The organism is Luteibacter flocculans, from assembly GCF_023612255.1.
Classification (GTDB): domain Bacteria; phylum Pseudomonadota; class Gammaproteobacteria; order Xanthomonadales; family Rhodanobacteraceae; genus Luteibacter; species Luteibacter flocculans.
Map to the genome: position 1 here is coordinate 1,849,595 of NZ_CP063231.1, position 22,810 is coordinate 1,872,404.

The 22,810-nt window shown below is 66.0% G+C and carries 20 protein-coding genes; 13 read left to right on the forward strand and 7 right to left on the reverse strand.

What is annotated here, in order from left to right; translation table 11 throughout:
- Positions 1-25: 25 nt before the first annotated feature.
- Positions 26-1,561, reverse strand: coding sequence for a cation:proton antiporter (locus IM816_RS07865; RefSeq protein ID WP_250340451.1), 1,536 nt, complete (start codon positions 1,559-1,561; stop codon positions 26-28).
- Between the two features lie 121 nt (positions 1,562-1,682).
- Between IM816_RS07865 and IM816_RS07870 the strand changes: the two genes are divergently transcribed.
- Entirely contained in the window at positions 1,683-1,997 is a 315-nt protein-coding gene (locus IM816_RS07870) for a hypothetical protein (protein WP_072320772.1), read from the forward strand.
- A gap of 82 nt (positions 1,998-2,079) precedes the next feature.
- Here IM816_RS07870 and IM816_RS07875 read toward each other — a convergent pair whose 3' ends face one another.
- Positions 2,080-2,790 carry a YdcF family protein gene (locus IM816_RS07875; protein ID WP_250340452.1) on the reverse strand — a complete coding sequence of 237 codons (711 nt, stop codon included), beginning with the start codon at positions 2,788-2,790 and terminating at the stop codon, positions 2,080-2,082.
- 129 nt (positions 2,791-2,919) lie between these two features.
- On the opposite strand from IM816_RS07875, the gene IM816_RS07880 reads away from it, so the two are divergent.
- The 11 genes from IM816_RS07880 (at position 2,920) to IM816_RS07930 (ending at position 15,225) form a co-directional block, all read left to right on the forward strand.
- Positions 2,920-3,543: an XrtA/PEP-CTERM system exopolysaccharide export protein gene (locus IM816_RS07880; RefSeq protein ID WP_250340453.1), complete on the forward strand. Its 624-nt coding sequence runs from the start codon at positions 2,920-2,922 to the stop codon at positions 3,541-3,543.
- A 36-nt stretch (positions 3,544-3,579) separates the two neighbouring features.
- Positions 3,580-5,112 (forward strand): XrtA system polysaccharide chain length determinant, encoded by a 1,533-nt coding sequence (locus tag IM816_RS07885; protein ID WP_250340454.1) that lies wholly within the window; start codon positions 3,580-3,582, stop codon positions 5,110-5,112.
- Positions 5,113-5,114: 2 nt separating this feature from the next.
- Entirely contained in the window at positions 5,115-5,879 is a 765-nt protein-coding gene (locus IM816_RS07890; RefSeq protein WP_250340455.1) for a P-loop NTPase family protein, read from the forward strand.
- 59 nt (positions 5,880-5,938) lie between these two features.
- Positions 5,939-7,300: an outer membrane beta-barrel protein gene (locus tag IM816_RS07895; protein WP_250340456.1), complete on the forward strand. Its 1,362-nt coding sequence runs from the start codon at positions 5,939-5,941 to the stop codon at positions 7,298-7,300.
- Positions 7,301-7,302: 2 nt separating this feature from the next.
- The gene (locus IM816_RS07900) at positions 7,303-8,079 is read left to right on the forward strand and encodes a serine aminopeptidase domain-containing protein (protein WP_250340457.1); all 777 of its coding nucleotides are present in this window, start codon (positions 7,303-7,305) and stop codon (positions 8,077-8,079) included.
- Positions 8,079-8,915, forward strand: a complete 837-nt coding sequence (locus IM816_RS07905; RefSeq protein WP_250340458.1) for an alpha/beta hydrolase family protein — start codon at positions 8,079-8,081, stop codon at positions 8,913-8,915. The genes IM816_RS07900 and IM816_RS07905 overlap by 1 nt, the downstream gene beginning before the upstream one ends.
- Positions 8,912-9,916 carry a UDP-glucose 4-epimerase GalE gene (gene galE / locus IM816_RS07910; RefSeq protein WP_250340459.1) on the forward strand — a complete coding sequence of 335 codons (1,005 nt, stop codon included), beginning with the start codon at positions 8,912-8,914 and terminating at the stop codon, positions 9,914-9,916. The genes IM816_RS07905 and galE overlap by 4 nt, the downstream gene beginning before the upstream one ends.
- An 8-nt stretch (positions 9,917-9,924) precedes the next feature.
- On the forward strand, positions 9,925-11,610 hold the full coding sequence (locus tag IM816_RS07915; RefSeq protein ID WP_250340460.1) for a hypothetical protein: 1,686 nt from the start codon (positions 9,925-9,927) through the stop codon (positions 11,608-11,610).
- The gene (locus IM816_RS07920) at positions 11,607-13,154 is read left to right on the forward strand and encodes an oligosaccharide flippase family protein (protein WP_250340461.1); all 1,548 of its coding nucleotides are present in this window, start codon (positions 11,607-11,609) and stop codon (positions 13,152-13,154) included. The genes IM816_RS07915 and IM816_RS07920 overlap by 4 nt, the downstream gene beginning before the upstream one ends.
- Positions 13,151-14,290: a GNAT family N-acetyltransferase gene (locus IM816_RS07925; RefSeq protein ID WP_250340462.1), complete on the forward strand. Its 1,140-nt coding sequence runs from the start codon at positions 13,151-13,153 to the stop codon at positions 14,288-14,290. Before IM816_RS07920 ends, IM816_RS07925 begins: the two co-directional genes overlap by 4 nt.
- Positions 14,291-14,388: 98 nt before the next feature.
- Positions 14,389-15,225, forward strand: coding sequence for a TIGR04325 family methyltransferase (locus IM816_RS07930; protein WP_250340463.1), 837 nt, complete (start codon positions 14,389-14,391; stop codon positions 15,223-15,225).
- A gap of 4 nt (positions 15,226-15,229) precedes the next feature.
- Here IM816_RS07930 and IM816_RS07935 read toward each other — a convergent pair whose 3' ends face one another.
- The 5 genes from IM816_RS07935 to IM816_RS07955 form a co-directional block, all read right to left on the reverse strand.
- On the reverse strand, positions 15,230-16,132 hold the full coding sequence (locus IM816_RS07935; RefSeq protein WP_250340464.1) for a DMT family transporter: 903 nt from the start codon (positions 16,130-16,132) through the stop codon (positions 15,230-15,232).
- 69 nt (positions 16,133-16,201) lie between these two features.
- Positions 16,202-18,334, reverse strand: a complete 2,133-nt coding sequence (locus tag IM816_RS07940; protein ID WP_256470268.1) for an AsmA family protein — start codon at positions 18,332-18,334, stop codon at positions 16,202-16,204.
- A 62-nt stretch (positions 18,335-18,396) separates the two neighbouring features.
- A complete protein-coding gene (locus IM816_RS07945; protein WP_250340466.1) occupies positions 18,397-19,146 on the reverse strand; it encodes a siderophore-interacting protein in 750 nt (249 codons plus the stop codon).
- A complete protein-coding gene (locus tag IM816_RS07950; RefSeq protein ID WP_177257343.1) occupies positions 19,143-19,748 on the reverse strand; it encodes a PadR family transcriptional regulator in 606 nt (201 codons plus the stop codon). The genes IM816_RS07945 and IM816_RS07950 overlap by 4 nt, the downstream gene beginning before the upstream one ends.
- Positions 19,749-20,040: 292 nt before the next feature.
- A complete protein-coding gene (locus IM816_RS07955; RefSeq protein WP_250340467.1) occupies positions 20,041-21,015 on the reverse strand; it encodes a thioredoxin family protein in 975 nt (324 codons plus the stop codon).
- Between the two features lie 117 nt (positions 21,016-21,132).
- On the opposite strand from IM816_RS07955, the gene IM816_RS07960 reads away from it, so the two are divergent.
- On the forward strand, positions 21,133-22,650 hold the full coding sequence (locus tag IM816_RS07960) for a fumarate hydratase (RefSeq protein ID WP_250340468.1): 1,518 nt from the start codon (positions 21,133-21,135) through the stop codon (positions 22,648-22,650).
- The last annotated feature ends 160 nt before the right edge of the window (positions 22,651-22,810 follow it).

Sequence of the window (22,810 nt, forward strand, 5' to 3'; positions counted from 1 at the left end):
ACCGGCTTCACGAAGGCGACGCTCGTCACCCTTCCACGATTTCGAGTTCCTCGGGTGACGACGCCGCGAGCTGCGCCCAGTCCAGTTCGCTTTCGATCACGTGGAAGACGTCGTCTTCCACTTCGCCCGCACGCCGCATCTTGTGAAGCTTTTCGCGTCGTGCATCGATGCCGCGCCGCTTCAAGGTCACGATGCGCTTTGCGCCTGGCAGCGGTTCGCCGACTTCGGCGGCGCGTCGGGCGTCGTCATAGACATGCCGCATGTGCTCCGCCGCGTCGTCGTTCTCGTCTTTCAGCGTCGCTTCGGCGGCATCGAGCAGGGTGAGGCGCACGCGGCTCACTTCTTCGTCCAGGGAGCGATCGGGCGGGAAACGCAGCCAGCGCACAAGGAACGCAAGGGTGGTGCCCTGGAACACGAGGGTCCCGAGCACTACCGCGAAGGCCGTGAGCACGATGAGGTCGCGCGAGGGGAAGTCCGCCGGCAATGCAAGCGCCGTCGCCAGTGTGACCAGCCCACGCATGCCGCACCATGACGCGACCACGCCCTGCTTGAGCGTGGGATTGGCCTCCCGGCGCGGCCATAGCCAGTGGAGCGAGCGGTTGTAGAGCATCACCCAGACCACGCGCACCGCGATCGTCACCGCCAGTGCGGTACCCGCGAAGGCGAGCGCGTCGGTCAAGGCCGCGCCGTGCATGCCGCTCAGGATGGTGCGGGCCTGCAGACCCACCAGCAGAAATGCGATGACGTTGGAGAAGAAGACCATCGCGGCCCACACCGAGTACGAGTGGACGCGGTCGCGTGGCGGTTGCCGGGCGGGCAAGAAATGCGCGATGACCATGGCATAGGACACCACGCAGAGGATCGGCGATAGATCCAGTTCCTCGGCGAGCACCCACACGCCAAAGGTCGCCACGAATTCGAGCAGCGTGGCGCCGAGCGTTCCGTGCAGGCGTGGCGCCACGACGACGTACAGCCGTCCGATCACGATGCCGAGCACGACACCGCCAGGTGCCGCCAGCGCCAGTGACGGCAACGTACGTGCGAAGCCGTCGCCCGAGGTGACCGTGGCGACGGCCGCGCCGAAGATCAGCAGCGCCACGGCGTCGTTGAGCAGGCTTTCCGCGGTGAGCACCTGCACGGTCCGACGTGGCAGGGTGAGGCGCGACAGCATGGCGGCAGCGGCGGCCGCGTCGGGCGGCGCGACGATCGCCCCCAGGGCCAGCGCCACCGCCCAGGGCATGCCCGCCCAGGCGACACCGAGCCAGGCGACGGCCAGCGCGGTGAGGATCACCGCCACGGCGGCCAATGCCACGGTCGGTACCCAGAAACGCCGCAAGGTGCGCGGCGGCATGTCGTAGGCCGCATCCAGCAGAGCCGGCGCGATGAACAGCGCCAGGGCGAGCTGGGGATCCATCTCGATCTTCGGTGCCCATGGCAGCGCCGCGACCGCCAGGCCTGCCGCCGCCAGTACCGTCGGGTAGGGTAGCGACAGCTTGCGCGACAGCGGCAGCAGCACGATCGCGAGCAGGGACAGCAGAAGCATGCTCTCGAACAACGCCACGACGGTCTCCCCGGTCCAAAAACGATGTCATACCGCAGGCGGCGTCAGTTTGCCGGCAAGGTCGCGCGCTTTTGCGACGGTGCGCTACCATCCTGCGAATGTCGTACCGCTGGGGATGAGGATGAAGCGAGCGATCGTGGTGGTTGCCCTCGCGGCCGGGGTTGCCGGGTGTCAGGGCATGGGGGCCAAGATCGCCCGGCTCGACGTCGGTACGGGGCGCGACGAGGTCATCGACCGCCTGGGCCGGCCCGATTCCGATCGCAGCATCGTCGGCTACGAGGTGCTCAACTGGTTCGATCGCCGCCCGGGCCGTTTCTCCTTCTCCCATAAGGACTACACCGTCGTGCTGAAGGACGGCAAAGTGGTCCAGTTCGGCCCGGGTCTGATCCGCCGGGACGGCAAGACCTCGCTGCAGATCGAGTCCGACGATCCCTAGGCTCCCACACGCCCTTCGTTGGCTTCTCTCGCCGCCATGGCGGCTCCCATACGCGCTTTTTTTTTAGCTTTTCGCCGCGCCGTCAGAGCCAGCCCCGCTGTCCGTACGTCCAGAGCGCCACGTACTCGCGCAGGCAGCGTGCTGTGAGGGTCAGTGCGCCGCGGGTCGGTACCCAGCGCGGCGCACCGAACAGGCTCACGTCCATCTCCGTGACGGGCACCGGCGATACCCGAAGACCTTCATGGCGAAAAGCCCCCGCGGCGCGGCGCATATGGATGGATGAGGTCACCAGCAGTACGTTCGTATCCCCGGTCTCGCGAAGCAGGGCCGCCGAATAGATCGCGTTTTCATGCGTGTTCGTGCTGGCGGCTTCCACGCGCAAGGCGCGTTCGGGAACGCCGGACGACGTATACCCCTCCGCCAGCTGTCGCGCCTGATCGCTGCCTGACACGAGCAGGCGCGGCGCGAATCCGGCGCGCCACAGGGCCAGCCCCGTCCCCGCGCGCGTCGTCGACGCCGACCAGTCGATCACGGGAAGCTTGCCGCCGCCGAGCACCACGATCGCATCGGCGCCCGTTCGTATCGCGGACGCAGGCGTCGCCAGCGGGCGCCTTAGCGAAAGCGCGAAGGCAGGCGTAGACGCCAGCCACAGCCAGCCGACCGCCACGAAAGCCGATGCGAGCGCGGCGAGCGGCCTGCGTCTCAACACGAACGCCATCGACACCCCGCCGAGCAGCAGGGCCTGCACGGCGGGATGCAAAAGGCGGGAGACGATGTCCACGAAGATGGCCACGCGCGGAGCATGGGCCAAAGCGCGTGTTCGTACCGTCGGTCGAATGGCATAGGCGGGCTGTCGAATGGACGCCGCGGTGCATAGAAATGACGATACCGCTCGACGAAGTCACAGGGGTGGATGGTCATTATGAACCGTTGGAATCGTATCGCCACGTTGGCCGCCGCCGTGCTCCTGGGCGCTTGCGCCACGGGTGGAAGCACGCTGCCCCCGCCCAAGCCGGATGCTGGCAGTCAGGCCGTGGACGCCTACCTCATCGGCGTCGACGACCAGTTGCAGGTCACCGTCTGGCACAACCCGGACCTGAGCGTCAGCGTGCCCGTGCGGCCCGACGGCAAGGTCACCGTGCCGCTGGTCGGTGATGTGCCCGCGGGTGGTCGCACCACCGAGCAGGTAGCGGCGGAGATCCAGCAAAAGCTGGCGCAGTACATCCGCGACCCGCAGGTCGCCGTGATCCTCACTGCGTTGCGCAGTCACGAATACCTGTCGCGAGTTCGAGTGACCGGTGCCGTGCGCAGTCCCATTTCCATTCCCTACCGACAGGGCATGACGGTGCTCGACGCGGTGCTCGCCGCAGGCGGCACCACCGAATTCGCAGCGGCCGATCGCACCGAGTTGTACCGCCGCAATGGCGGCGGCTCGACGCAGTCCTATGCGGTGCGTCTGGAAAAGATCCTTCAGCAGGGCGACCTCGCGAACAACTACCCGGTGCAGCCGGGCGACGTGATCACGGTGCCGCAACGCGCTTTCTGACCGATCCCGCGTATCGCGGGGGCAAGGGGTATTTCGATGAGCGGGGAACTCGTTCCTTTCGCGGGCATGCTGCCCGCACTGATCGGCGAGGCGCGCAGGCGCCGCGTCGTGATGGGTGTGATGTTTGCGGGAATTGCCCTGGTGGCGCTCGCGGTGGGCAGCGTGTGGCCGAAGAAGTACGAGGCATCGACGACGATCCTCGCCCAGGAAGCCAGCATCATCACGCCGTTGATGGAAGGTGCCGCGGCAGCCACAGGCAACAAGAACCGCGCCGGCATCGCGCGTGACGTGATCTTCAGCCGCAAAGTGCTCGACGAGATCCTGCAGACCGGCGGGTGGCTGGCCGGCAACCCGTCGCCGGTAGAACGGGACAAGATCGTCGACGGCATCAAGTCGCGGACGCGCATCGTCAACAACCGCGACAACCTCATCACCATCAGCTATTTCGATTCCGATCCCAAGCGTGCCTTCGAGGTTACCCGCGCGTTCGGCCAACTCTTCATCAGCGAGAGCCTGGCCTCGAAGCAGCGCGAAAGCCGCGAAGCCTATGAATTCATCAACAGCCAGGTCGAGGCGTACCGCACCAAGCTCACCGACGCGGAAGACAAGCTGAAAGCCTATCGTGACGCCAACCCCGACGCGCGGCCCGGCAGCGAGATCGACACCAATGCGCGGATCAGCCAGTTGCGCACGCAGATCGAAAGCAACCGCATGGACTACATGCAGAAGCAGTCGCAGGCGGCAGCGCTGTCGTCGCAGTTGAGTGGCGAATCCGAGGTCAATGCGGTGCAGACCGTAGGCGGGATCTACCAGACCCAGCAGGCCGACCTGCAGGCCCAGCTCGATACCTTGCGCCTCAACTACACCGAGGATTATCCGGACGTGGTGCGGCTGCGTCACCAGATCGAAGATCTGCGCAAGCAGGCCAGCTCGGCGGCTGCGCAGCGCCCGGTCGGCGGTGCCTTGCCGCTCGACCATGCGGTGACGATGAATCCGGTCTACCAGCAGATGCGCCTGCAACTGGCCGCCGTGCGCAGCGATGCCGCGGCGAGTGCCGCCCGCGTCGGTGCCAGTGAGGCCATGCTGCAAGCCGAACTGGAACGCAGCAAGCGCATTGCGAATTCCGAGAACGTGACGGCGGAGCTGACCCGCGATTACACGGTCAATCGCGACGTTTATCAGGACCTGCTGAAGCGCCGCGAGAATGCGCGCGTGTCGATGAACCTCGATGCGGAGCAGCGTGGTCTGACCTTCCTCGTGCAGAACCCTGCGGTCATGCCGCTGGTGCCGTCGGGCCTGCGTTTCATGCACTTCGGGCTGGCCGGTCTTGCCCTCTCGCTCGCGATTCCGTTCGGCCTGCTGTTCGCCCTGGCGCGCTTCGATCCGCGCGTGCGCTCGGTGACCCAACTGGAACGCGCCACCGGCTTCCCCGTGCTCGCCACCGTGCCGTTCTATCCCACGCCGCGCGACCGTCGCCGCGAACAACTGCACAACACGATGCTCGTGCTGATCGTGGCCGGCGTCGGCGCGGTGTACCTGCTGGTCTTCTGGCTGCGAATGAAGGGCTGACGATGAACAAGATGGCTGCCGACAACATCGAAATCGGCGACGTGGTCGCCCCGCATCACGCCGACCCGCACACCGCGAACCATTCGATTGCGCGGATGCGCGAGGAGGGCGGCGCGCTGGCGCCGATCGACTGCGAGCGAAAGCGGCTCATTCACCGCGAGGAATCGGTACGCCAGCAATCCGACGCGTTTCGCGGCATCCGTACCCGCTTGCTGGAAATGGCGGGGGAAAACAACTTCGTGACGCTGGTGGTGGCGGTCAGCCCGCGGTCCGGCGGTAGCTTCGTCGCGCGCAATCTCGCCACCGCGTTCGCCTTCGACGAATCGAAGACGAGCCTGCTGGTGGATTGCAACCTGCGCTATCCGAACCAGCACAAGGCGTTCGGTGTCGAACCGCGCACCGGCGGCTTGATCGACTTTCTCGAGCATCCGTCGCGCGGCATCGCCTCGATCATGTACCACACGGGTGTGCCGCGCCTGCGGCTGATTCCGGCCGGCAAGTCGCGCGAGAACAGCGGCGAGTACTTCTCCTCGTTCCGCATGCGCGCCGTACTCGATTCGCTGCGCTGCCGTTATTCGGACCGCTATCTGTTTCTCGACGGGCCGCCGGTCAAGGGCTCGCCGGATGCCCGCATTCTTTCGGACCTAGCCGACTTCGTGGTCCTGGTTGCGGGCTACGGCCGGGATACGCCCGCCACGATCAACCAGGCCGTTGCCAATTTCGACCCCGCGAAGCTCGCCGGGGTGGTGTTCAACCAGTCGCCGTGAGCGCGGCACTTCGCCTCGCGGCAGGCAGGTCGCGATGGGGGAGGGACAGGGGAAGTATCATGCCCGCATCGTCCAGGCTCACCCGCGCCATCGTGCTCGGGCTCGCATCGGCACCCGCCGCGGCGTTCGGAGGGACACTCGATTACACGCTCTACGCCGGCCTCGAGCACAGCAACAATATCGCGCTGTCGTCGGATCAGCCCCTCAGCGAGAACGTGCTGACGCCGGGTGCGACCTTTCAGTACCTGCAGACCGGCTCGACGTTCCAGGCCAACGTGCTGGGCACCTTCGAATACCGCAAGTATCTCAACAATCACTTCTCGTCCCAGGCGCAGACCGAACTGGCCGGGCAGGGTAACTGGACCATCGCTCCCGACCGGCTCGATCTGTCGATCGAGGACTATGCCGGCGTGCAGCCGGTGGACCAGCTTGCCAGCAACTCGCCCGGCAACCAGCAGCAGACCAACGTGCTGGTGGTGGGGCCGACGCTGCGCATGCGCTTCGGTGAGGCGGCCCGCGGTCAGGTCGAACTGCGCTACATCAACAGCTATGCGTCGAAGACCGACGACTTCGACTCGTCGCGAGGGCTGGCGGCGTTCCGGGTCTACCGTGACCTGTCGCCGTTGGAACAGGTCTCGGCCAACGTCGAGTTCCAGCGCATCGATTTCAGCAATCAGCCGAGCGATGCCAACTACGATCGCAAGGAAGCCTTCGTGCGCTACACCAGCACGCTGGCGCGATTCGACGCGGACGTGCTGGTCGGCGGTACGCGGCTGTCGTTCGACAGCGGCCGCGATCTCTCGGCCCCGTTGGCGCGCTTGCGCATTGGCTGGCAGCCCACACCACGCAATGCCTTCACGCTCAGCGGCGTGTATCAATACGCCGATGCGGCGCAGGATGTCATTACGGCACCGGGTGTCTACGGTGTCGGTACCACGTCGGACGGTGTGCAGCCGATCGATCCGTTCGCCGGTACCGGGGGCCTCGGGCGTGGCAACGGCACAGGCATCGGCGTCGGCAGCGCGGTCATCGGATCGCAGGTCTACAAAGAGCGTCGCCTCGACGCCACCTGGAACTGGCGCTCGGAGCGCCTGACGCTGACCGTCGCCCCGGGCTTCAGCAAGCTTCGCTACATCGGCGACCGTACGTTCGACCAGACCGATCACGGCCTCAGCGTGGGCCTCGGTTATCGCTTGCAGCCGACGCTCACCCTGACCGGCTTCGCCACACTGGACCGGCTGACGTACGACCGCATCGACCGCAAGGACACGACCGTGCGACTCGGCCTCGATCTCGGCCAGCAATGGAACCGGCACTGGAGCTGGCACGCCACGGTGGCCCGCGAGCGGCGCAACAGCGACGCGGTGGGACAGGATTATCGCGAGACGCGGTTCTTCATCGGCGTGGTCTACCGGAGATGAGCATGCATCCTGACGCGGAATTGCCGTTCTTCTTCGGTGCCGACGGTGGTCTGTTCGGCATGTATCACGCGCCGACGCTGCCCGCACGACGTGCCGTGCTGATGTGCCCGCCACTGGGCCAGGACCTGATCCGTTGCCATCGCGTCTACCGGCAGTTGGCGCAGGCGTTGATGGCACAGGGGCTCGCGGTGCTGCGCTTCGACTATCACGGTACAGGCGACTCCGCGGGCGACAGCGTACACGTCGATTGGGACCGTTGTGTCGCCGACACGGTCATCGCGGCCGATGAGCTGCGTCGACGCGCCGGTGTGGAACGCGTGGTGGCCTTCGGCGCCCGACTGGGCGGCAGCATCGCTCTTTGTGCCGCATCGCGCGCGCGCTTTGCCGAAGTGATCGCATGGGATCCCGTGCTGGACGGCGACGCATATGTTGCGGCGCTCGATGCCATGCAGGCGGCGTTGCGCGAGGACGCCGATCGCTTCACCCGGCCGCGCAGCCATGCCGACGTGGCCGAGCAGTGGCTCGGCTTCGATGTCGGTGCCGCGCTTCGCGAGCAGTTGTCTACGTTGCGCGTGGCCTCGGCAGACGTCCCGACGATGGTGCTCGATTCCTTGCCTGTCTCGGCAGAACCGCGCTGGGAAGCGCTGGTGTCCTCGCGCGGTCGCGTGGCCGCGCTGTCGCCGCCCACGCCGTGGGACGACCTGCGTCGACTGGAGACCGCCATTCTCTCCCAACCCCTGATCCAGGCCGTCAGCGGCCGCTTGAAGGAGACGGCGTAATGCGCGAGGAAGCCCATCGCTTCGGTCGAGGCCGTCACCTGGTTGGTGTCGCTGGTTTGCCCGATACCGAACCGGGCGAGACGGGCGTCATCGTGCTCAATGCGGGGCTGGTCCATCGCATCGGACCGTTCCGGCTGCATGTGGAACTGACCCGTCGACTCAACGCTTCCGGCTATCCGACGCTTCGCTTCGATCTCTCGACGCTCGGCGACAGCAGCGCGACGGGCGGTGGACAGACCCGCACGCAGCAGGTGTGTGCGGACGTGGATGACGCGATGAAGCTGCTCGCCGAGCGCGCCGGCTGCACTCGCTTCGTGTTGTTCGGCCTGTGCTCCGGCGCGCAGAACGCGCACATCGTCGCCGCGACCGACCCGCGCATCTCAGGGGCGGTGTTTCTCGACGGATATGCGTATCGCACGCTCGGTCATCGCTTGCGCCATTACCTGCCGCGTCTTACCGACCCGGAACGTTGGGCGCGCATGCTGCGACCCGGCGCGGCCAACGGTGAGCGCGAGGCCAAACCGGCCAGCGAACCCGTCTTTGCGGTGGCGCCGGCGCCACGCGAGGAAGTCATCGCGGATTTTGCCGGCATGGTCTCGCGGGGCATGAAGCTCTATCTGGTCTATTCCGGCGGCATCAGCGCCTACTTCAATCACGCCCGGCAATTCCGCGAATGCTTTGGACGGGTGATGAAGCATCCCGCCGTGACGACGCGCTACATCGCTGAGGCCGATCACACCTACATCCTCACCGGCGACCGGGCACGTCTCCTCGATGGCGTCGGCGGCTGGCTCACGCGCCATTTCCCACCGGCACTCGCCCGGAGTCATGCATGAACTCGGTCCTCGTCACAGGCGGCGCCGGTTACATCGGCAGCCATACGGTGCAGCAACTGGTCGAGCGCGGTGATCGCGTCGTGGTGCTCGACAACCTCTCCACCGGGTTCCGCGAGGCCGTCCACGGCGCGGTCCTGATCGAAGGGGACGTGGGCGACATGGATCTCGTGTCCCGCGTGCTGGAAGCGCACCGCGTGGACGCCGTGTTGCACTTTGCGGCACACACCGTGGTGCCGGAGTCGGTCAGCGATCCGCTGAAGTACTACGGCAACAACACCTGCAATACGCGTAACCTCCTGGCGTGCTGTGCACGCGCGGGCGTGGACAAGTTCATCTTTTCGTCCACGGCTGCCGTCTACGGAACGACCGAGGCCGGTGTCGCCGACGAGAACACCGTGACACGGCCCATCAATCCTTACGGCACATCGAAGCTCATGTCCGAGACGATGCTGCGCGATTGGTGCGCCACGGGCGCGATGCGTCATGTGATCCTCCGCTACTTCAACGTGGCCGGTTGCGACCCGTCGGGCCGGATCGGTCATTCCACGCCGCAGGCGACGCTGCTGGTCAAGGTGGCTTGCGAGCACGCCGTGGGCAAGCGGCCCTGCATCTCCATCTACGGCACGGACTACGACACGCCGGATGGCACGGGGGTGCGCGATTTCATCCACGTGGAAGATCTCGCCGCGGCACACCTGCGCGCGCTGGATTATCTGCGCGGCGGTGGCGATTCGCTCACGCTGAATTGTGGCTACGGGCATGGCTACAGCGTCCGCGAAGTGCTGGACGCGGTGGCGCGCGTAGCCGGCCATCGCCTCAATGTGGTGGAGCTACCGCGCCGTCCTGGTGATATTCCCAGCCTCATCGCGCGCAGCGATCGCCTGCGCGAGGTGCTCGGATGGACACCGCGCTACGACGATCTCGACGTGATCGTGGGAACCGCGCTCGCGTGGGAACACCACCTGGCTGGCAGCGACGTCCGCGCTGCGTCGGTGGCATGAACGCGAGCGTGACCTTGCGCGCCCGACGTCGGCGTTACCACGTCCTGGCGGCGGCCGACGTCGCGCCATCGACCGCGTCGCGTCATGTGCTTGTCGTGCTGGCTTGCCTGCTTGCCCTGGCCTTTGCGGCATGCCCTCTCGTTGGCGACGCATCGCCCGCGAAGACGGCCGCGAATACGACCTTCGAGGTTCACCGATTGGCGGGGAAGGGCGACGATCTTCCTGTGACGGTGGGCATCCCGTTTCCGCCCGGCCTTCTTCACGACGCCGCGCAGGTGCGCATCCTCGACGCCAAGGGGCATGAGGTGGCGGCGTCTGTGACCGCCAGTCTCACCTGGCACGTGGGCCCCGGCGGTATTCGCGCGGTGCGCGTGCAGTTTCATGGACCGCCCGGCGTCTATCGGTTCGCGTTCGATGCACCGCGCACGATGCAGGCGCATGCGTGGCCCTATGGCGAAGGGTTGATCGACGGTCGCCCGGCGGCCCTCGCCACGCTCACGCCCGCATGGCTGACGGCATCGCTGATCGCCGGTCCGCAGTCGGTCGCGTCGCGCGACGAAGCCTATGCGCGCTATGTGGATGCCCAGTTCCACTGGGCCCGAGCCTTGCCCAAGGATGACCCCACGGCATGGCTGTTCGATCGTCCGTCGACCCTGTTCAAGGCGTACGTACGCACCGGCCGTGCCGACTATCTCGAAGCGGCCGAGATGAGCTATCGCTGGTACATGGCCGGCATCAAGCGTGATGGTCTCCCTGTGAGCCCTTCCTGTGGCGGTGGCTGGCTTCCCGACGGCAAACCGTGCGACGTGAAGTACGTCTACATCGAGCCGATCCTGCTCGCCGTGGCACTGACCGGCGACGCCTCGATGCACGATGCCGCCACGGTGGGGAAGATGGCGGACCTTTGGCAAAGCGGCGGCTGGAACGGGCCGCCCGGGCCGTATCGCCACCCCAAAGACTATTTCACCGAGCGGCTGGCGGGTCTGGGGCTGCTCGAGACCGTGGCTGCTTTCGAACTCACCGGCGATCCGCGCTACCGCGAACGCATCGACGCACGCGTGGGTTGGTTGTACGAGCATCAGCGAGCGAATCCCGACGGCCTGGGCAACGACGGCTCCTGGCGCAACAGTTGGAACGTTCACGAGAACGATCCGAACGGCAGCGGTGACGTGCGCGGCAGTTCGCCCTGGATGAGCGAGAACATCATCGATGGTCTCTGGCACGCGTGGCTGGTGACAGCCGATCCGCGCATTCCTACGATGATGACGGGCTTCGGTCGCTATCTTGAAACGTACGGCTGGATCGACCCGAAGCTACTGGTACCGCCGCACGACTGGCGCAACGGATGCTCCGGACCTCATGGATTGATCGCCTGGTACTGGTCGTCGGCACACGCGAGCACCGAAAGCCTGAGCGCCATCCAGGAAAGCGAGGGCTGGTACAGCGACGGCCATGACGTGGAACTCGGGCTGCCGATCGCCGCCGCGTGGTATTTCGAGAAAGATCCCACGCAGGCGGCGGCGCTCAAGCGACGCTTCACCGGGTTGGCGTCCTCGTACAGCACGGAGTGCGCCGCCATCTCCGACACCGCGCGACGCTTCAACTGGAACAACCGCGGGGCAGGGGTGGCGCAGTGGATGATGGCGCAGCCGGCGGGTATCGGCGCGCATCCGGTCGCGGGGGTGTCGCGATGAACCGTCGTCTCGCCGTATTACGCAGTGTCGGTATCGTCACGGTGTCCACGTACATCGAGTACGCGCTCGGGCTGTTGATGAGCGTGTGGATCGCGCGCTCCCTCGGTCCCGCGGACTTCGGCCGTTATGCGTTCACGATATGGCTGTGCGGCTGGTTGATCGTCTGTTCCAACCATGCACTCACGACCTCGTCGACGAAGTTCATCGCCGAAGCCGATGGCATGGGCGATCCCCATCTGGGCTCGCATCTTGCCGCGCGCTTCTCGCGCATCCAGACGGTCAGTTCCGCCATTGTCATCGCCTTGTTCGTCGCCGTGGCCTGCGTTGTCCGCCCATCGGAATGGGAAGGCTCGCTGTTGCCGGTCATGGCACTGGTGGTCGTCGCGGTGGTGGCGAAGGCGAACTACGCCATGCTCGTCGCCATCGGCAAAGGCCAGGAACGCTTCGAACCCGAGGCCATCGCGACCGTCATCGGCGGTGTCGTGGGCATGCTGTTGGTGCTTGCGGCCATGTTGATTCATGCAGGTCTGGTCTCCTTCGTGGCCCTGTTCACGCTGGCCTGCCTTCTGCTTAACGTCATCAACCGCCTCGCCTACCGCCACTACTGTCGCCCCTATGCGGCGGGTGCCATCCCGCCGACCGTGGCGAAGCGGGTGAACCGCCATTTGCGCCTGACCGCGGGTCTCGTGCTCATGGGCTCGTTTCGTGCGGGAACGATCGAGGTCTTTCTGCTCACGACATTCACCGGTTCGGTGGCGGTGGGCTATTTCGCGATTGCCGGCACGCTGACTCGCGGCGCGGTGCAACTGTTCTCGGTAGGGCTCACCTCGACGTTGCTTCCCTACATGGCGAAGACCTTCGGTGAGAGCGGCACCGCGCGCGCCGCGCGCTTTCTTTCCGAGGCCACACGTTTCTACTGGGCAGTCGGCGTCGCCATCGCGGGGCTGGGCATCGTCACCACGCCGGAGATCGTGCGCCTGATGTATGGCACGCGGTACGTCGATGCCATTCCCGCCATCGAGGCCACCCTCGTGCTCGGTGGTCTGCTGCTGATCGGCAACGGCATCGCCGCGTTCCAGACCGTGGTCGATCGCCAGGATGACCGCATCCGCATCGCGGTGGTCGCGCTGGTCGCGAACCTCGTGCTCGGTGTCGCACTCGTACCCCCGCTGGGGCTGGCCGGCGCCGTGCTCACCTACGCGGGTACGCGCATCGTGGAAATGGCGCTCGCCATCCATTACCTGCGCAAGGCGACTAGCGGCGCTTTGCCGATCGCGGCGATGTCGCGCCTGTTCGCCGTGGGTCTCGTCGCCACGCTGGCCGCCTGGGCGGCGACCGCTGCCACGCCGTCGCGGCTCGGTTTCCTCGTCGGCGCGGCCACGTTCGTTGCCCTGTACGTGCCGGGAAGCCTGCTTGTTCGCTACTGGACGACGGACGACGTCCAGTTGATGACCGGACTCGGTCGCCGTCTGGGGCCACCCGGCCGCGTGCTCGTGCGCGTGCTGCACGCCATCCATCCACCGGTCGCGAAGGCCAGCCCATGAGTTACGTCTGTTCGATCGTCGAGAACCTGGACGCGCTGCACGCGTGGCGCGACGAGCTCGCTCGCGTGGCCGAACGACCGGGCGCCGCGAGCGGCATCGTGCAGCATCCCGACTGGATCGCCTTCGAGGTGACCAGCCGGCACGACGGCACCGTGCCCCATGTGGTGGTGGTGCATGACGGCCATGGGCATGTTGCAGGGTATCTTCCGTTGCTCGCCATCGACCACACGGCGCGGTTGGACATCGCCGGTCGTCGGGTTCGCCTTTACCGTGGGGCGGCACTGCGGCTGCTCGGTACCGGTGTGGTGGCGACCGAGGAGGATCGCGCCACGGTCGAGCGAACGGTGGCGCGGCAACTGGCGGCCAACCGCGAGATCCGCGTCGTGCGCGTGCAGGAGGCGGACCTGCCAAACCGCTTCGCGATGGCGTTATCGGCGCAGGCTGGCTTCCGTATCGTTGCGGCGCATCTGCTCGATCAGGTGCACTGGTCGATCGACCCGCAGGCCTCTTCGGAAGCCTGGCTTGCGGGCATGGACAAGAAGAAGCGCGCCGATCAGTTGCAGCGGGTCGGTCGTGCCTATCGCAAGCTCGGTGGCGATGCTGCGCTGCATGTCTTCGACCGCGGCGAGGACATGGCACGTTATTGCCGTCTGATGAACGAGGTGTATGCACGCACCTGGCACCATGACGATCTGCCGATCGACTGGGAGCTGCCGGAGCGCGTGGCGCTGTTCCGACGCCTGGCGGACGCGGGCCACCTGATCGGTCACGTGGTGGTGCGCGACGGGCGGCCGCTGGCCTACGTGCATGGCTACCGCATCGGCGGCACCTATCTCGTGGACGACCTCGGCTATGACGAGGACGTGGCGAAGGTGGGCATCGGTTCGGTGGCGGTGTTCCAGGCCGTGCGCCAGTTGATCGACCGCTTTCCGGGCGAACGCATCAGCTTCGGCTACGGCGACAACCAGTACAAGCGCCTGCTCTCGACACGCGCCGAACCCTGCGGTTCGCTGTATGTGATTCGCTCCACGCCCGTCACGGCGGGGTTCCACGCGTACGCGCCGATGCGCTGGCTCTATCGCACGCTGCACCGCGCGCGTCGTGAGTTGCGCGACCGGCGGCCCGTGACCTCGTAGCGGTCGCCCTCGGCCGAACGGTCTAGGCTCCGGTCTTATAGGCGCGGCGGCAACGGGGGAGCAAGCTGGTTCGTATGTCGTCCGCGGAAGGCTTTGCCATGAACACCCAGGTCGTGACCCCTGTGTACCAGGATGCGAAGGCCGGCTTGCCGTTGGTTCGTTCATGGCTCGAAGCGCGCTACAAGCGCCGGTTCTTTGCGCACCGCGCGTTGACCCATCATCTGTATCGCGGTGTGTTCCGCAGCTTCGACGAGGCGCAGGCGAGCATTCCCGAGGCGAATACCGTTGGCTACGACAACAGCGAGTCCGCCGAACTTTATCGCGAGCGCACACGCCGGGTCTTCATCAACGACTACCCCATGATGTACTGGCTCGGCCGCTGGCTCGCGGAGGGTGCGCGCCGCGTGTTCGACATTGGCGGACACATTGGCATTGCCTACTACGCGTACCAGAAATACGTGGCGTATCCGCAGGGTCTGCGCTGGACGGTCATGGATGTGCCCGCGGTGAACGCAGCCGGCGAGCAGTGGGCGCGCGAGCACGATCCGCAGCGCCGCCTGGACTTTGCCGCGGACATCGCCCAGGCCTCCGGCGCCGACGTGCTGTTTGCCGCCGGGTCGCTGCAATACCTGCGCTATGCGCTGGCGGAGGCGCTGGCGGGTATGCCGCACCGGCCCCGGTTTCTTCTGCTGAATTCCGTGCCGATCCATATGCGGGAGTCGTATTTCACGGTGCAGAACATCGGCACCGCCTGCTGTCCCTACCGGGTTACGGCCGAGCGGGAATTCCTGGGCGGGCTCGCGGCACTGGGCTACGAGCTGCAGGACCGCTGGGAGAACCAGCAACGCAGTTGCACCGTGCCGTTCCACCCCGATCTCTCGCTCGACCGGTATTTCGGTTTCGCCTTTCGCGCGGCCGGCGCGCCGCACCCTTAGGCGTTCACGGCGCGACGAGGTCGCCGGTCTCCGCCTTCGCCTTGTCCTTGCGATGCAGCAAGGGATGGGCGAACACGGCGCCAAGAATGATGGCAACGCCCACGTAGAAACTCCAACCGAGTTCGCGTTGCTCGCCGAGCAGCGGAATGGCGAGCACGATCGCGTACACCGGCTCCAGATTGGTGACCATCTGCGTCGCGAACGCCGAAAGGTGGCGCAACGCGGTGAGGGCGAGTACGAAAGGCAGCAGCGTGCAGCCGAAGGCGAGCACGAGAAGCAGCACGCCGTCGTGCAGGTCGGGCACGACAAACGCAGGCGTCACGAAGAACGGCGCCAGCGCCGTGAGGAACAGCGCGCCCGTACCCAATTCCACGAAGGTGACGGTCAGTGCATCGGCATGCTCGATGAGCCGCTTGTTCCAGGCGCTGAAGAACGCCACGAACACGGCGGACAACACGCCTACCGCAAGCCCCAGCCGCATGTCGCCGGGAAGGCCTCCCGCGACCAGTGCCACGCCGGGGACCACGGCAGCGCCGACCAGCAACTCCCGGGGATCGAAGCGGCGCCCGGTCACCCAGGGTTCGACCAGCGCGAGAAACACGGGGCACAGCGCGATGCAGGTCGCAGCGACCGAGGCGTTCGCCAGCTTGATCGCGCCATAGAAGGTGAGCCAGTGCAGGGCGACGATCACGCCGATGCCGGCATAGGAGAACAGCAGCCGGGACGGCATCGCGCGCAGTCCGCGCCACACCCGCGGCACCAGCAGCAGCGTGCCGGAGACCAAGAGCATGCGCCACCAGACCAGCGGCAGCGCAGGCAGGACGATCAACTTGCCGAGGATGGCGGTGAAGCCCCAGAGCAGGACGCAGAAGTGGATTTGCAGGTGAGCTTTGCGGGACGGCGACATGCCGCGAAGCTTGCCCGAACGGCGCGGGCTTGGACAGCACCGCGCCGTAGCGATCGGGCAGGGCGTGCGTTATTTTGCGTTCGCCTTGGGCGGCGCCTTGCGCAGGTCGTCCAGCAAGGGCTTGCACTGCGTCGCGTCCGCCTGGCCGCTTTCGGGTACGGCCAGGGCGGCCAGTGCCGCCACGGGAGCCGCGAACACGGCCAGGGCCACGGCGCCGCCGCCACGCAGGATCAGCGGCCCGGCATGCACGCCGGGGGCCGGGTTCTTGAACGTGCCATGCACGTACAGCGGCGAGCGCAGCGAGAAGATCCGGAAGCCCTTGGTATGCGGCACGACATCGAGGTCGAGCTTCTCGTCGCGGAAGTTGATGTTGCCCGTGACGTTGATCAGTGCCTTCTCGGTGTCGAACGCGAACAGCCGCGAATCCATGATGCCGTTGGTCGAGACGAGATCGGCGGCCATGCAGTTGATCTTCACCACCTCGTCGCCGAACAGCTTGTTCACTGCGTAGCTGCCGACATTGAGGCCCGCCAGCTCCAGCAGCGAACTGCTGATCGCGCCGTCGTCGATCAGCAGCTTGACCTCGCCATTGAGGGTACCCAGCAAAGCGGCGGGCGAATTGCCCGTCGCCGTGAGGGAGGCGTCGCCGTTCAACTCGCCAAAGCTCGTCTGCATCGGCGCGAACGTGGGGAATAACTGTTTCAGCTTGAGATGGCGTGCGCCCAGGTTGAAACCGCCCTTCATCGGCGTCCGCGATCCGTCGAGCTTGATATTGCTGCCGACGGTACCGCCCGCCACGCCGAATTTGAGCGGGTCCAGCGTCAGCACGGCATCCTGCATGATCAGATGGGTGGACAGGTTGTCGATCGGCAGCCGTTCGCCGTGGACGATCTTGACGCCGGTAAAGGTCACGTCCGCGTCCATGGCGTTCCAGCGGTCGGTCTTGAACGGCTCGACCGGCAGCACCTTGTCGGCGGGCTGGGCTACCGCGTCGCCGCGTTCCGCCTTTTCCTTGTCGGAGCCGCCGCCGATGAGTGGCGCGAGGTCGCTGAACAGCAACTGGTTGGACTTGAGGCTGCCGCTGAGCTTGGGCCGCGCCCCACGCGTGTCGTAAACGAGGCTCCCGCCGAGATCGCTGCCACCGACGCGGCCGCTGAAGTTTTCATAGGTGTAGACGCTGGCGCCCTTCTTGAGGTTTGCCCGCAGATGGCCCTCGGTGGCGAACGGCGGCGTGTCCGGCAGGGTGACGCCGGTGAGGTCGTACAGGTGCGACATGCTCGTGCCTGAGAACCACAGGCGCACGTCGAGGGCGCCCATGTTCAGTGGATCGGTAAGCGTGCCGACGAAGGCGATATGCGTGTCGCCGAAACGCGCGTCGGCCTGTACCGGGAACGGCTTGTCGGCATCGCGCAACGCAAGCACGCCGCCCGTGCGCGCCTTGGCCGAGAGCGTGGCTTGCTTGTAGGTGCCCTTGGCATCCCAGGCGAAATAGTAGACCTGCTGCTTCTTTGTGGTGTCCTGCCGGTCCTTCTCGTCAGCGTCGGTCTTTGCCATGGCTTTCGCGCTGGCGCCGGTCGTGCGCTTGGCCTGCGCTCGCGCATCGGTTTCCTGCTGCGCCATGATCTCGTCGAAGGGAATGCCCTTGCCGAGCGGCGTCACGTCGATGCCCATCGTGATCCGGTTCATGGCATCGGTGAGGTCGATATGGCCCTTGTCGAAGGCGATGGCGTTCAGTTCGAGCTGCCATTCCGACGGACCGGTGCTCTCCGGCAGCTTGAATGTCCAGGTGTTGTCGCCATTCTTCGTGCGCTCCAGCGCCACATTCGGCTGGCCGAGGCGGACTTCCGGAATCACGATCCGATGCGCGATCAACGGGAAGGGCGAGAGCCGGAATTCCACCGTGTCCAGCGTCGCGAATTGCGGGTTCTTGGCCCAACTGGGGTTGGACACGCTGATGTCGCGCGCCGTGAAGTGCGGCCAGGGGATCCATCCGACCAGGCCGCTTTCGCCGGGTTCGCGCGACCAGTGTGCCGAGAGGTCGCCGCGGATGGCGAAAGGCCGCCCGATCGCCTCGGAGACCTTTTCGTTGATCGTGGGCTTGAGCCGGTTCCAGTCGAAAAAGGCGATGAACAACACCACTGCCACAATGAGCAGAACGAGTATCCCGACCAACCAAGCCACGATTTTCCTGCCGCGCCGCATCAAGCTACTCCCATAGCACCATCGCCCATAGGGGTAACCCGAGCGCCGCCAAGGTTATGTGTTCATGCCTGCCAGTAGCCGGTTGCCTTGACGAAGTCCTTGTCGATTCCGCGCCTTTCCACCAGCAGGGAACGCAGGGCACGGGCCCGTCCGGATTCCGTGGCGACCCACCAGAAGGTGTCGCCCGGAGGCAAGGGCAGCGACGCCAGTGCTTCGTCGAGGCCGGGCGATTCGCCTGCGACGAACCAGCGGACATCGCGCTGCAGCACCTGGCGTTCCTCGTTCGACGGCACTTCGACGAGCACGGTCATGGGGATCGTTTCGGGCCATTCCTCCAGCCAGCGACCGATGGCGGGCAGGGCGGTGGCATCGCCGACGATCACGTAGTGGTCGAAGTCGCGCGGCACGATCATCGAACCGCGCGGCCCGCCCACGCCCAGACGGTCGCCCACGGTGGCGTGCTCCGCCCAGGTGGATGCGGGGCCCTCGCCGTGCAGGACGAAGTCGATCTCCAGTTCCTGGCGTGCTGCGTCGTACCGGCGCGGGGTGTAGTCGCGTGATGGCGACGGTTCGACGCCTTCGGGGTAGACCGGGCCTTCCGGGCCCAGCGTCGGCAGGTTCAGCGCGCCGTCCGCTACGGGAAAGAACAGCTTCACGTGATCGTCCGGCGAGGCGGATACGAAGCCATGCAGGTCGTCGCCCGCGAGGGTCACACGCACCATGTGCGGCGTGAGCCGAACCACGCGAACGACCTGCAACCGGCGCATCTTCAGCGGGTGACGAACCCGTACGATGGCATGCCGGTCGCTCATCCCTGGCGCTCCCCCACCGCCTTCGCGGTTGCCTCGATCAGCTTCGCCACCCGACGAGCCTCGTCGTCGTCCCAACTCTTGTGGTGATTCATGAGCTGGTGCTTCAGCGCGTGCATCGCTTCGCGCACAGGGTTCGGCACGCTCATCCGGCGCATGTGCCGGGACATGACCTGCAACCGTTCGGTCAATGCTTCCAGGGTGTCGCGGTTCTCGGCAAGGAACGCGCGACCCTCGTCGGTGATCGCATAGAGCTTCTTGCCGCCGGTCTCGGCTTCGACGCGTGCATAGCCGAGTTCTTCGAGCATGGTCAGCGTGGGGTAGATGGCGCCGGGGCTCGGGCTGTATTGGCCCTCGAACATTTCTTCGATCGTCCGGATCAGTTCATAGCCGTGGCGCGGTTGCTCTTCGATAAGGGCGAGCAACAGCAGGCGCAGGTCGCCCGTACCGAACATGCGGCCGCCGAAACGACCGCCGCCGCGCCCACCCCGCATGCCGTCGCGGTCGTCGAAGCCGAACGGGCCGCCCCCGCCGAAGCGCCCGCCCCGGCCGATGGCCTGCATGGAGTCCATGAAGTGGTGCCTGGCGTGATGGAAAAAGTGCATGGTGGTTCTCCGATATATCGTACGTAGTGGTCGTACGATATATCTTAAGAAACACTCTTTGCAACTCCTTTTTTGTTTTGTGGGAGCCGCCATGGCGGCGAGGGAACCGCCTCACGGCTACACCGCTTCGTCGGCTTCTCGCCGCCGTGGCGGCTCCCACAACGGCAACTTGAAAGGCCAACAAAGCGGTGTAGCCGCGAGGCAAGCTCCCATCGCCAGCAGGCTGGCTCCCACCGGCAAGATTCCCTCGTCGCCATGGCGGCTCCCACAACACTGCCACCGATGCCTCGAATCAGCCGAAGGTGAACGTGAAGGCGTGGAAGTTCGCCTTGGGGATGCGAATGGTCAGGACGTGGTCCTTGTAGTCTTCGCCGTTGTAGAGCGTGTAGAGCATCGATTTCTGCACCACGACCGGGGCTTGGGGCTTGCCGTCGACGAGCACCTCGACGGTCACCGGGTCGTTGGCGCTGGCGACGATGTGGACCTTCTTCGCCTTGAAGTGCAGGCGGATCTCGCCGGTCGCGCTGACCAGGCTGGCGTTCTGCCGCCCGATCTCCCAGCGGCCGACGAGGGCGAACTGGTTGAGATCCAGGCGCGACGGTGCAGTGAAATCCCGCGTGCCGGTGCGCGCGCCCTCGGGACTCGCGTTGTTCTGGCTGCGGTCGCTGCCGAAGTACATCTCCGGCGAGCCGATCCGGGCGAAATCGGGCGCGTCGGTATCGGTGGCAGGTGCCTTGTCGTCGGTAAGTGGCGGCAGGCCGAGCAACGTGCGGATGGCGTTTTCCATCTCGAGGTAATTGCCCTCACCGAAGTGATGGGCGATCACGTTGCCGCGCTGGTCGACCAGGTATTCCGCCGGCCAGTACTGGTTGTCCCATGCGTCCCAGGTGGCGAGGTCGTTGTCCTGCGCCACGGGATAGTGGATGCCGTAGCGCGCGATCGCGTCGCGGACGTTGGCTTCCTGCTTTTCGAAGGGAAACTCGGGCGAGTGCACGCCGACGACCACCAATCCCTTGTCCTTGTACTGGTCGTACCAGCGGGTGACGTGGGGCAGGGTGCGCAGGCAGTTGATGCACGAGTAGGCCCAGAAATCGATCAGCACCACCTTGCCGCGCAACTGGCGCATGGTCAGGGGCTTGGAATTCTGCCAGGCGGCGATGCCGGCAAACTCGGGGGCCGTCTGCGCGGCGGCGGCCGGGCGGGTCAGGCCCAACGCCGTGGCGGCGAGGACGCAGGCGAGAAGGGCGTTGCGGAACGGGTGGCGCATGGAATCTCCAGGGATGACGTTGTGCCGATAGAGAGACCGGCCCGACGCCCGGCACCTTACACCGGGCGGGTGCGCTAAAATGTGCGTTTGCCAGCCTCGCGAGCCAGCCGCAGCGCCATGACCTCGATCAAGCAGCAAGACCTCATCACCAGCGTCGCCGACGCGCTCCAGTACATCTCGTACTACCACCCGGTCGATTACATCCAGAACCTGTCCGCGGCGTACGAGCGCGAGGCATCCCCGGCGGCCAAGGACGCCATCGCCCAGATTCTCATCAACTCGCGCATGTGCGCGGAAGGCCACCGGCCGATCTGCCAGGACACCGGCATCGTCACCGTCTTTCTGAAAATCGGCATGAACGTGCGCTGGGACGACGCCACCATGGGCGTCGAGGACATGGTCAACGAGGGCGTGCGTCGCGCCTACAACCATCCCGACAACAAACTGCGTGCTTCGGTGCTGGCAGACCCTGCGGGCAAGCGCATGAACACGCGCGACAACACCCCGGCCGTGGTCAACGTGTCCGTGGTGCCCGGCGACAAGGTCGACGTGATCGTTGCCGCCAAGGGCGGTGGCTCGGAAGCGAAGTCGAAGTTCGCGATGCTCAATCCGTCCGACTCGATCGTCGACTGGGTGCTCAAGACCGTGCCCACGATGGGTGCGGGCTGGTGCCCGCCGGGCATGCTCGGCATCGGCATTGGCGGCACCGCCGAGAAGGCGATGCTGCTGGCGAAGGAAGCGCTGATGGAGCCGATCGACATCGTGGACCTCATCGCGCGCGGCCCGTCCAATCGCGCCGAGGAACTGCGCCTGGAGCTGTACGAGAAGGTCAATGCGCTCGGCATCGGCGCGCAGGGCCTGGGCGGGCTCACGACCGTGCTCGACATCAAGGTCAAGGACTATCCGACCCATGCTGCGAACCTGCCCGTGGCGATGATTCCGAACTGCGCGGCGACTCGCCATGCGCACTTCGTACTCGATGGCTCGGGGCCGGTCGCGCTCGATCCGCCGTCGCTGGACGACTGGCCGAAGCTCACCTACGACGCCTCCAAGGGGCGCCGCGTGGATCTCGACACGATCACCCGCGAAGACGTGCAGAGCTGGAAGCCGGGCGAGACGATCCTGCTCAACGGCAAGCTGCTTACCGGCCGCGACGCCGCGCACAAGCGCATGATCGACATGCTCAACCGTGGCGAAACCCTGCCGGTGGATTTCACCAACCGCTTCATCTACTACGTGGGCCCGGTCGATCCGGTGCGCGACGAGGTGGTGGGTCCGGCCGGTCCGACCACGGCGACGCGCATGGACAAGTTCACCCGTCAGATGCTGGAGACCACCGGCCTGCTCGGCATGGTCGGCAAGTCCGAGCGCGGCCCGACGGCCATTGATGCGATTCGCGACAACAAGGCCGTGTACCTCATGGCCGTGGGCGGTGCTGCCTACCTGGTTTCCAAGGCGATCAAGGCATCGCGTGTGTTGGCCTTCGAAGACCTCGGCATGGAGGCGATCTACGAGTTCGAGGTCAAGGACATGCCGGTCACGGTCGCGGTCGACAGCGCCGGTACCTCCGTGCACGAGACCGGTCCGAAGGAATGGCGCTCGAAGATCGGCAAGATTCCGGTCGTCGTGGTGTAACGGGCCGCGCTCTGCGCGGATCGCCAGCAGGCTGGCTCCCACCGTTGGAAGGGTGAGCCAGCCTGCTGGTTGCATCCCCGGGAGGGCGAGCACGCCTTGATCGGGTGGGAGCCAGCCTGCTGGCGATCCTACGAAGCGAGGTGCGGAGCCCTGTTAGCAA

Bases quoted from the DNA above. Each gene is read 5' to 3' on its own strand.
- IM816_RS07935 (WP_250340464.1), bottom strand. From the start codon at position 16,132: ATGTCGCCGTCCCGCAAAGCTCACCTGCAAATCCACTTCTGCGTCCTG.
- IM816_RS07870 (WP_072320772.1), top strand. From the start codon at position 1,683: ATGAAGCGAGCGATCGTGGTGGTTGCCCTCGCGGCCGGGGTTGCCGGG.
- IM816_RS07920 (WP_250340461.1), top strand. From the start codon at position 11,607: ATGAACCGTCGTCTCGCCGTATTACGCAGTGTCGGTATCGTCACGGTG.
- IM816_RS07895 (WP_250340456.1), top strand. From the start codon at position 5,939: ATGCCCGCATCGTCCAGGCTCACCCGCGCCATCGTGCTCGGGCTCGCA.
- IM816_RS07905 (WP_250340458.1), top strand. From the start codon at position 8,079: ATGCGCGAGGAAGCCCATCGCTTCGGTCGAGGCCGTCACCTGGTTGGT.
- IM816_RS07880 (WP_250340453.1), top strand. From the start codon at position 2,920: ATGAACCGTTGGAATCGTATCGCCACGTTGGCCGCCGCCGTGCTCCTG.
- IM816_RS07955 (WP_250340467.1), bottom strand. From the start codon at position 21,015: ATGCGCCACCCGTTCCGCAACGCCCTTCTCGCCTGCGTCCTCGCCGCC.
- IM816_RS07940 (WP_256470268.1), bottom strand. From the start codon at position 18,334: ATGCGGCGCGGCAGGAAAATCGTGGCTTGGTTGGTCGGGATACTCGTT.
- IM816_RS07945 (WP_250340466.1), bottom strand. From the start codon at position 19,146: ATGAGCGACCGGCATGCCATCGTACGGGTTCGTCACCCGCTGAAGATG.
- IM816_RS07960 (WP_250340468.1), top strand. From the start codon at position 21,133: ATGACCTCGATCAAGCAGCAAGACCTCATCACCAGCGTCGCCGACGCG.
- IM816_RS07925 (WP_250340462.1), top strand. From the start codon at position 13,151: ATGAGTTACGTCTGTTCGATCGTCGAGAACCTGGACGCGCTGCACGCG.
- IM816_RS07885 (WP_250340454.1), top strand. From the start codon at position 3,580: ATGAGCGGGGAACTCGTTCCTTTCGCGGGCATGCTGCCCGCACTGATC.
- IM816_RS07890 (WP_250340455.1), top strand. From the start codon at position 5,115: ATGAACAAGATGGCTGCCGACAACATCGAAATCGGCGACGTGGTCGCC.
- IM816_RS07950 (WP_177257343.1), bottom strand. From the start codon at position 19,748: ATGCACTTTTTCCATCACGCCAGGCACCACTTCATGGACTCCATGCAG.
- galE (WP_250340459.1), top strand. From the start codon at position 8,912: ATGAACTCGGTCCTCGTCACAGGCGGCGCCGGTTACATCGGCAGCCAT.
- IM816_RS07900 (WP_250340457.1), top strand. From the start codon at position 7,303: ATGCATCCTGACGCGGAATTGCCGTTCTTCTTCGGTGCCGACGGTGGT.
- IM816_RS07930 (WP_250340463.1), top strand. From the start codon at position 14,389: ATGAACACCCAGGTCGTGACCCCTGTGTACCAGGATGCGAAGGCCGGC.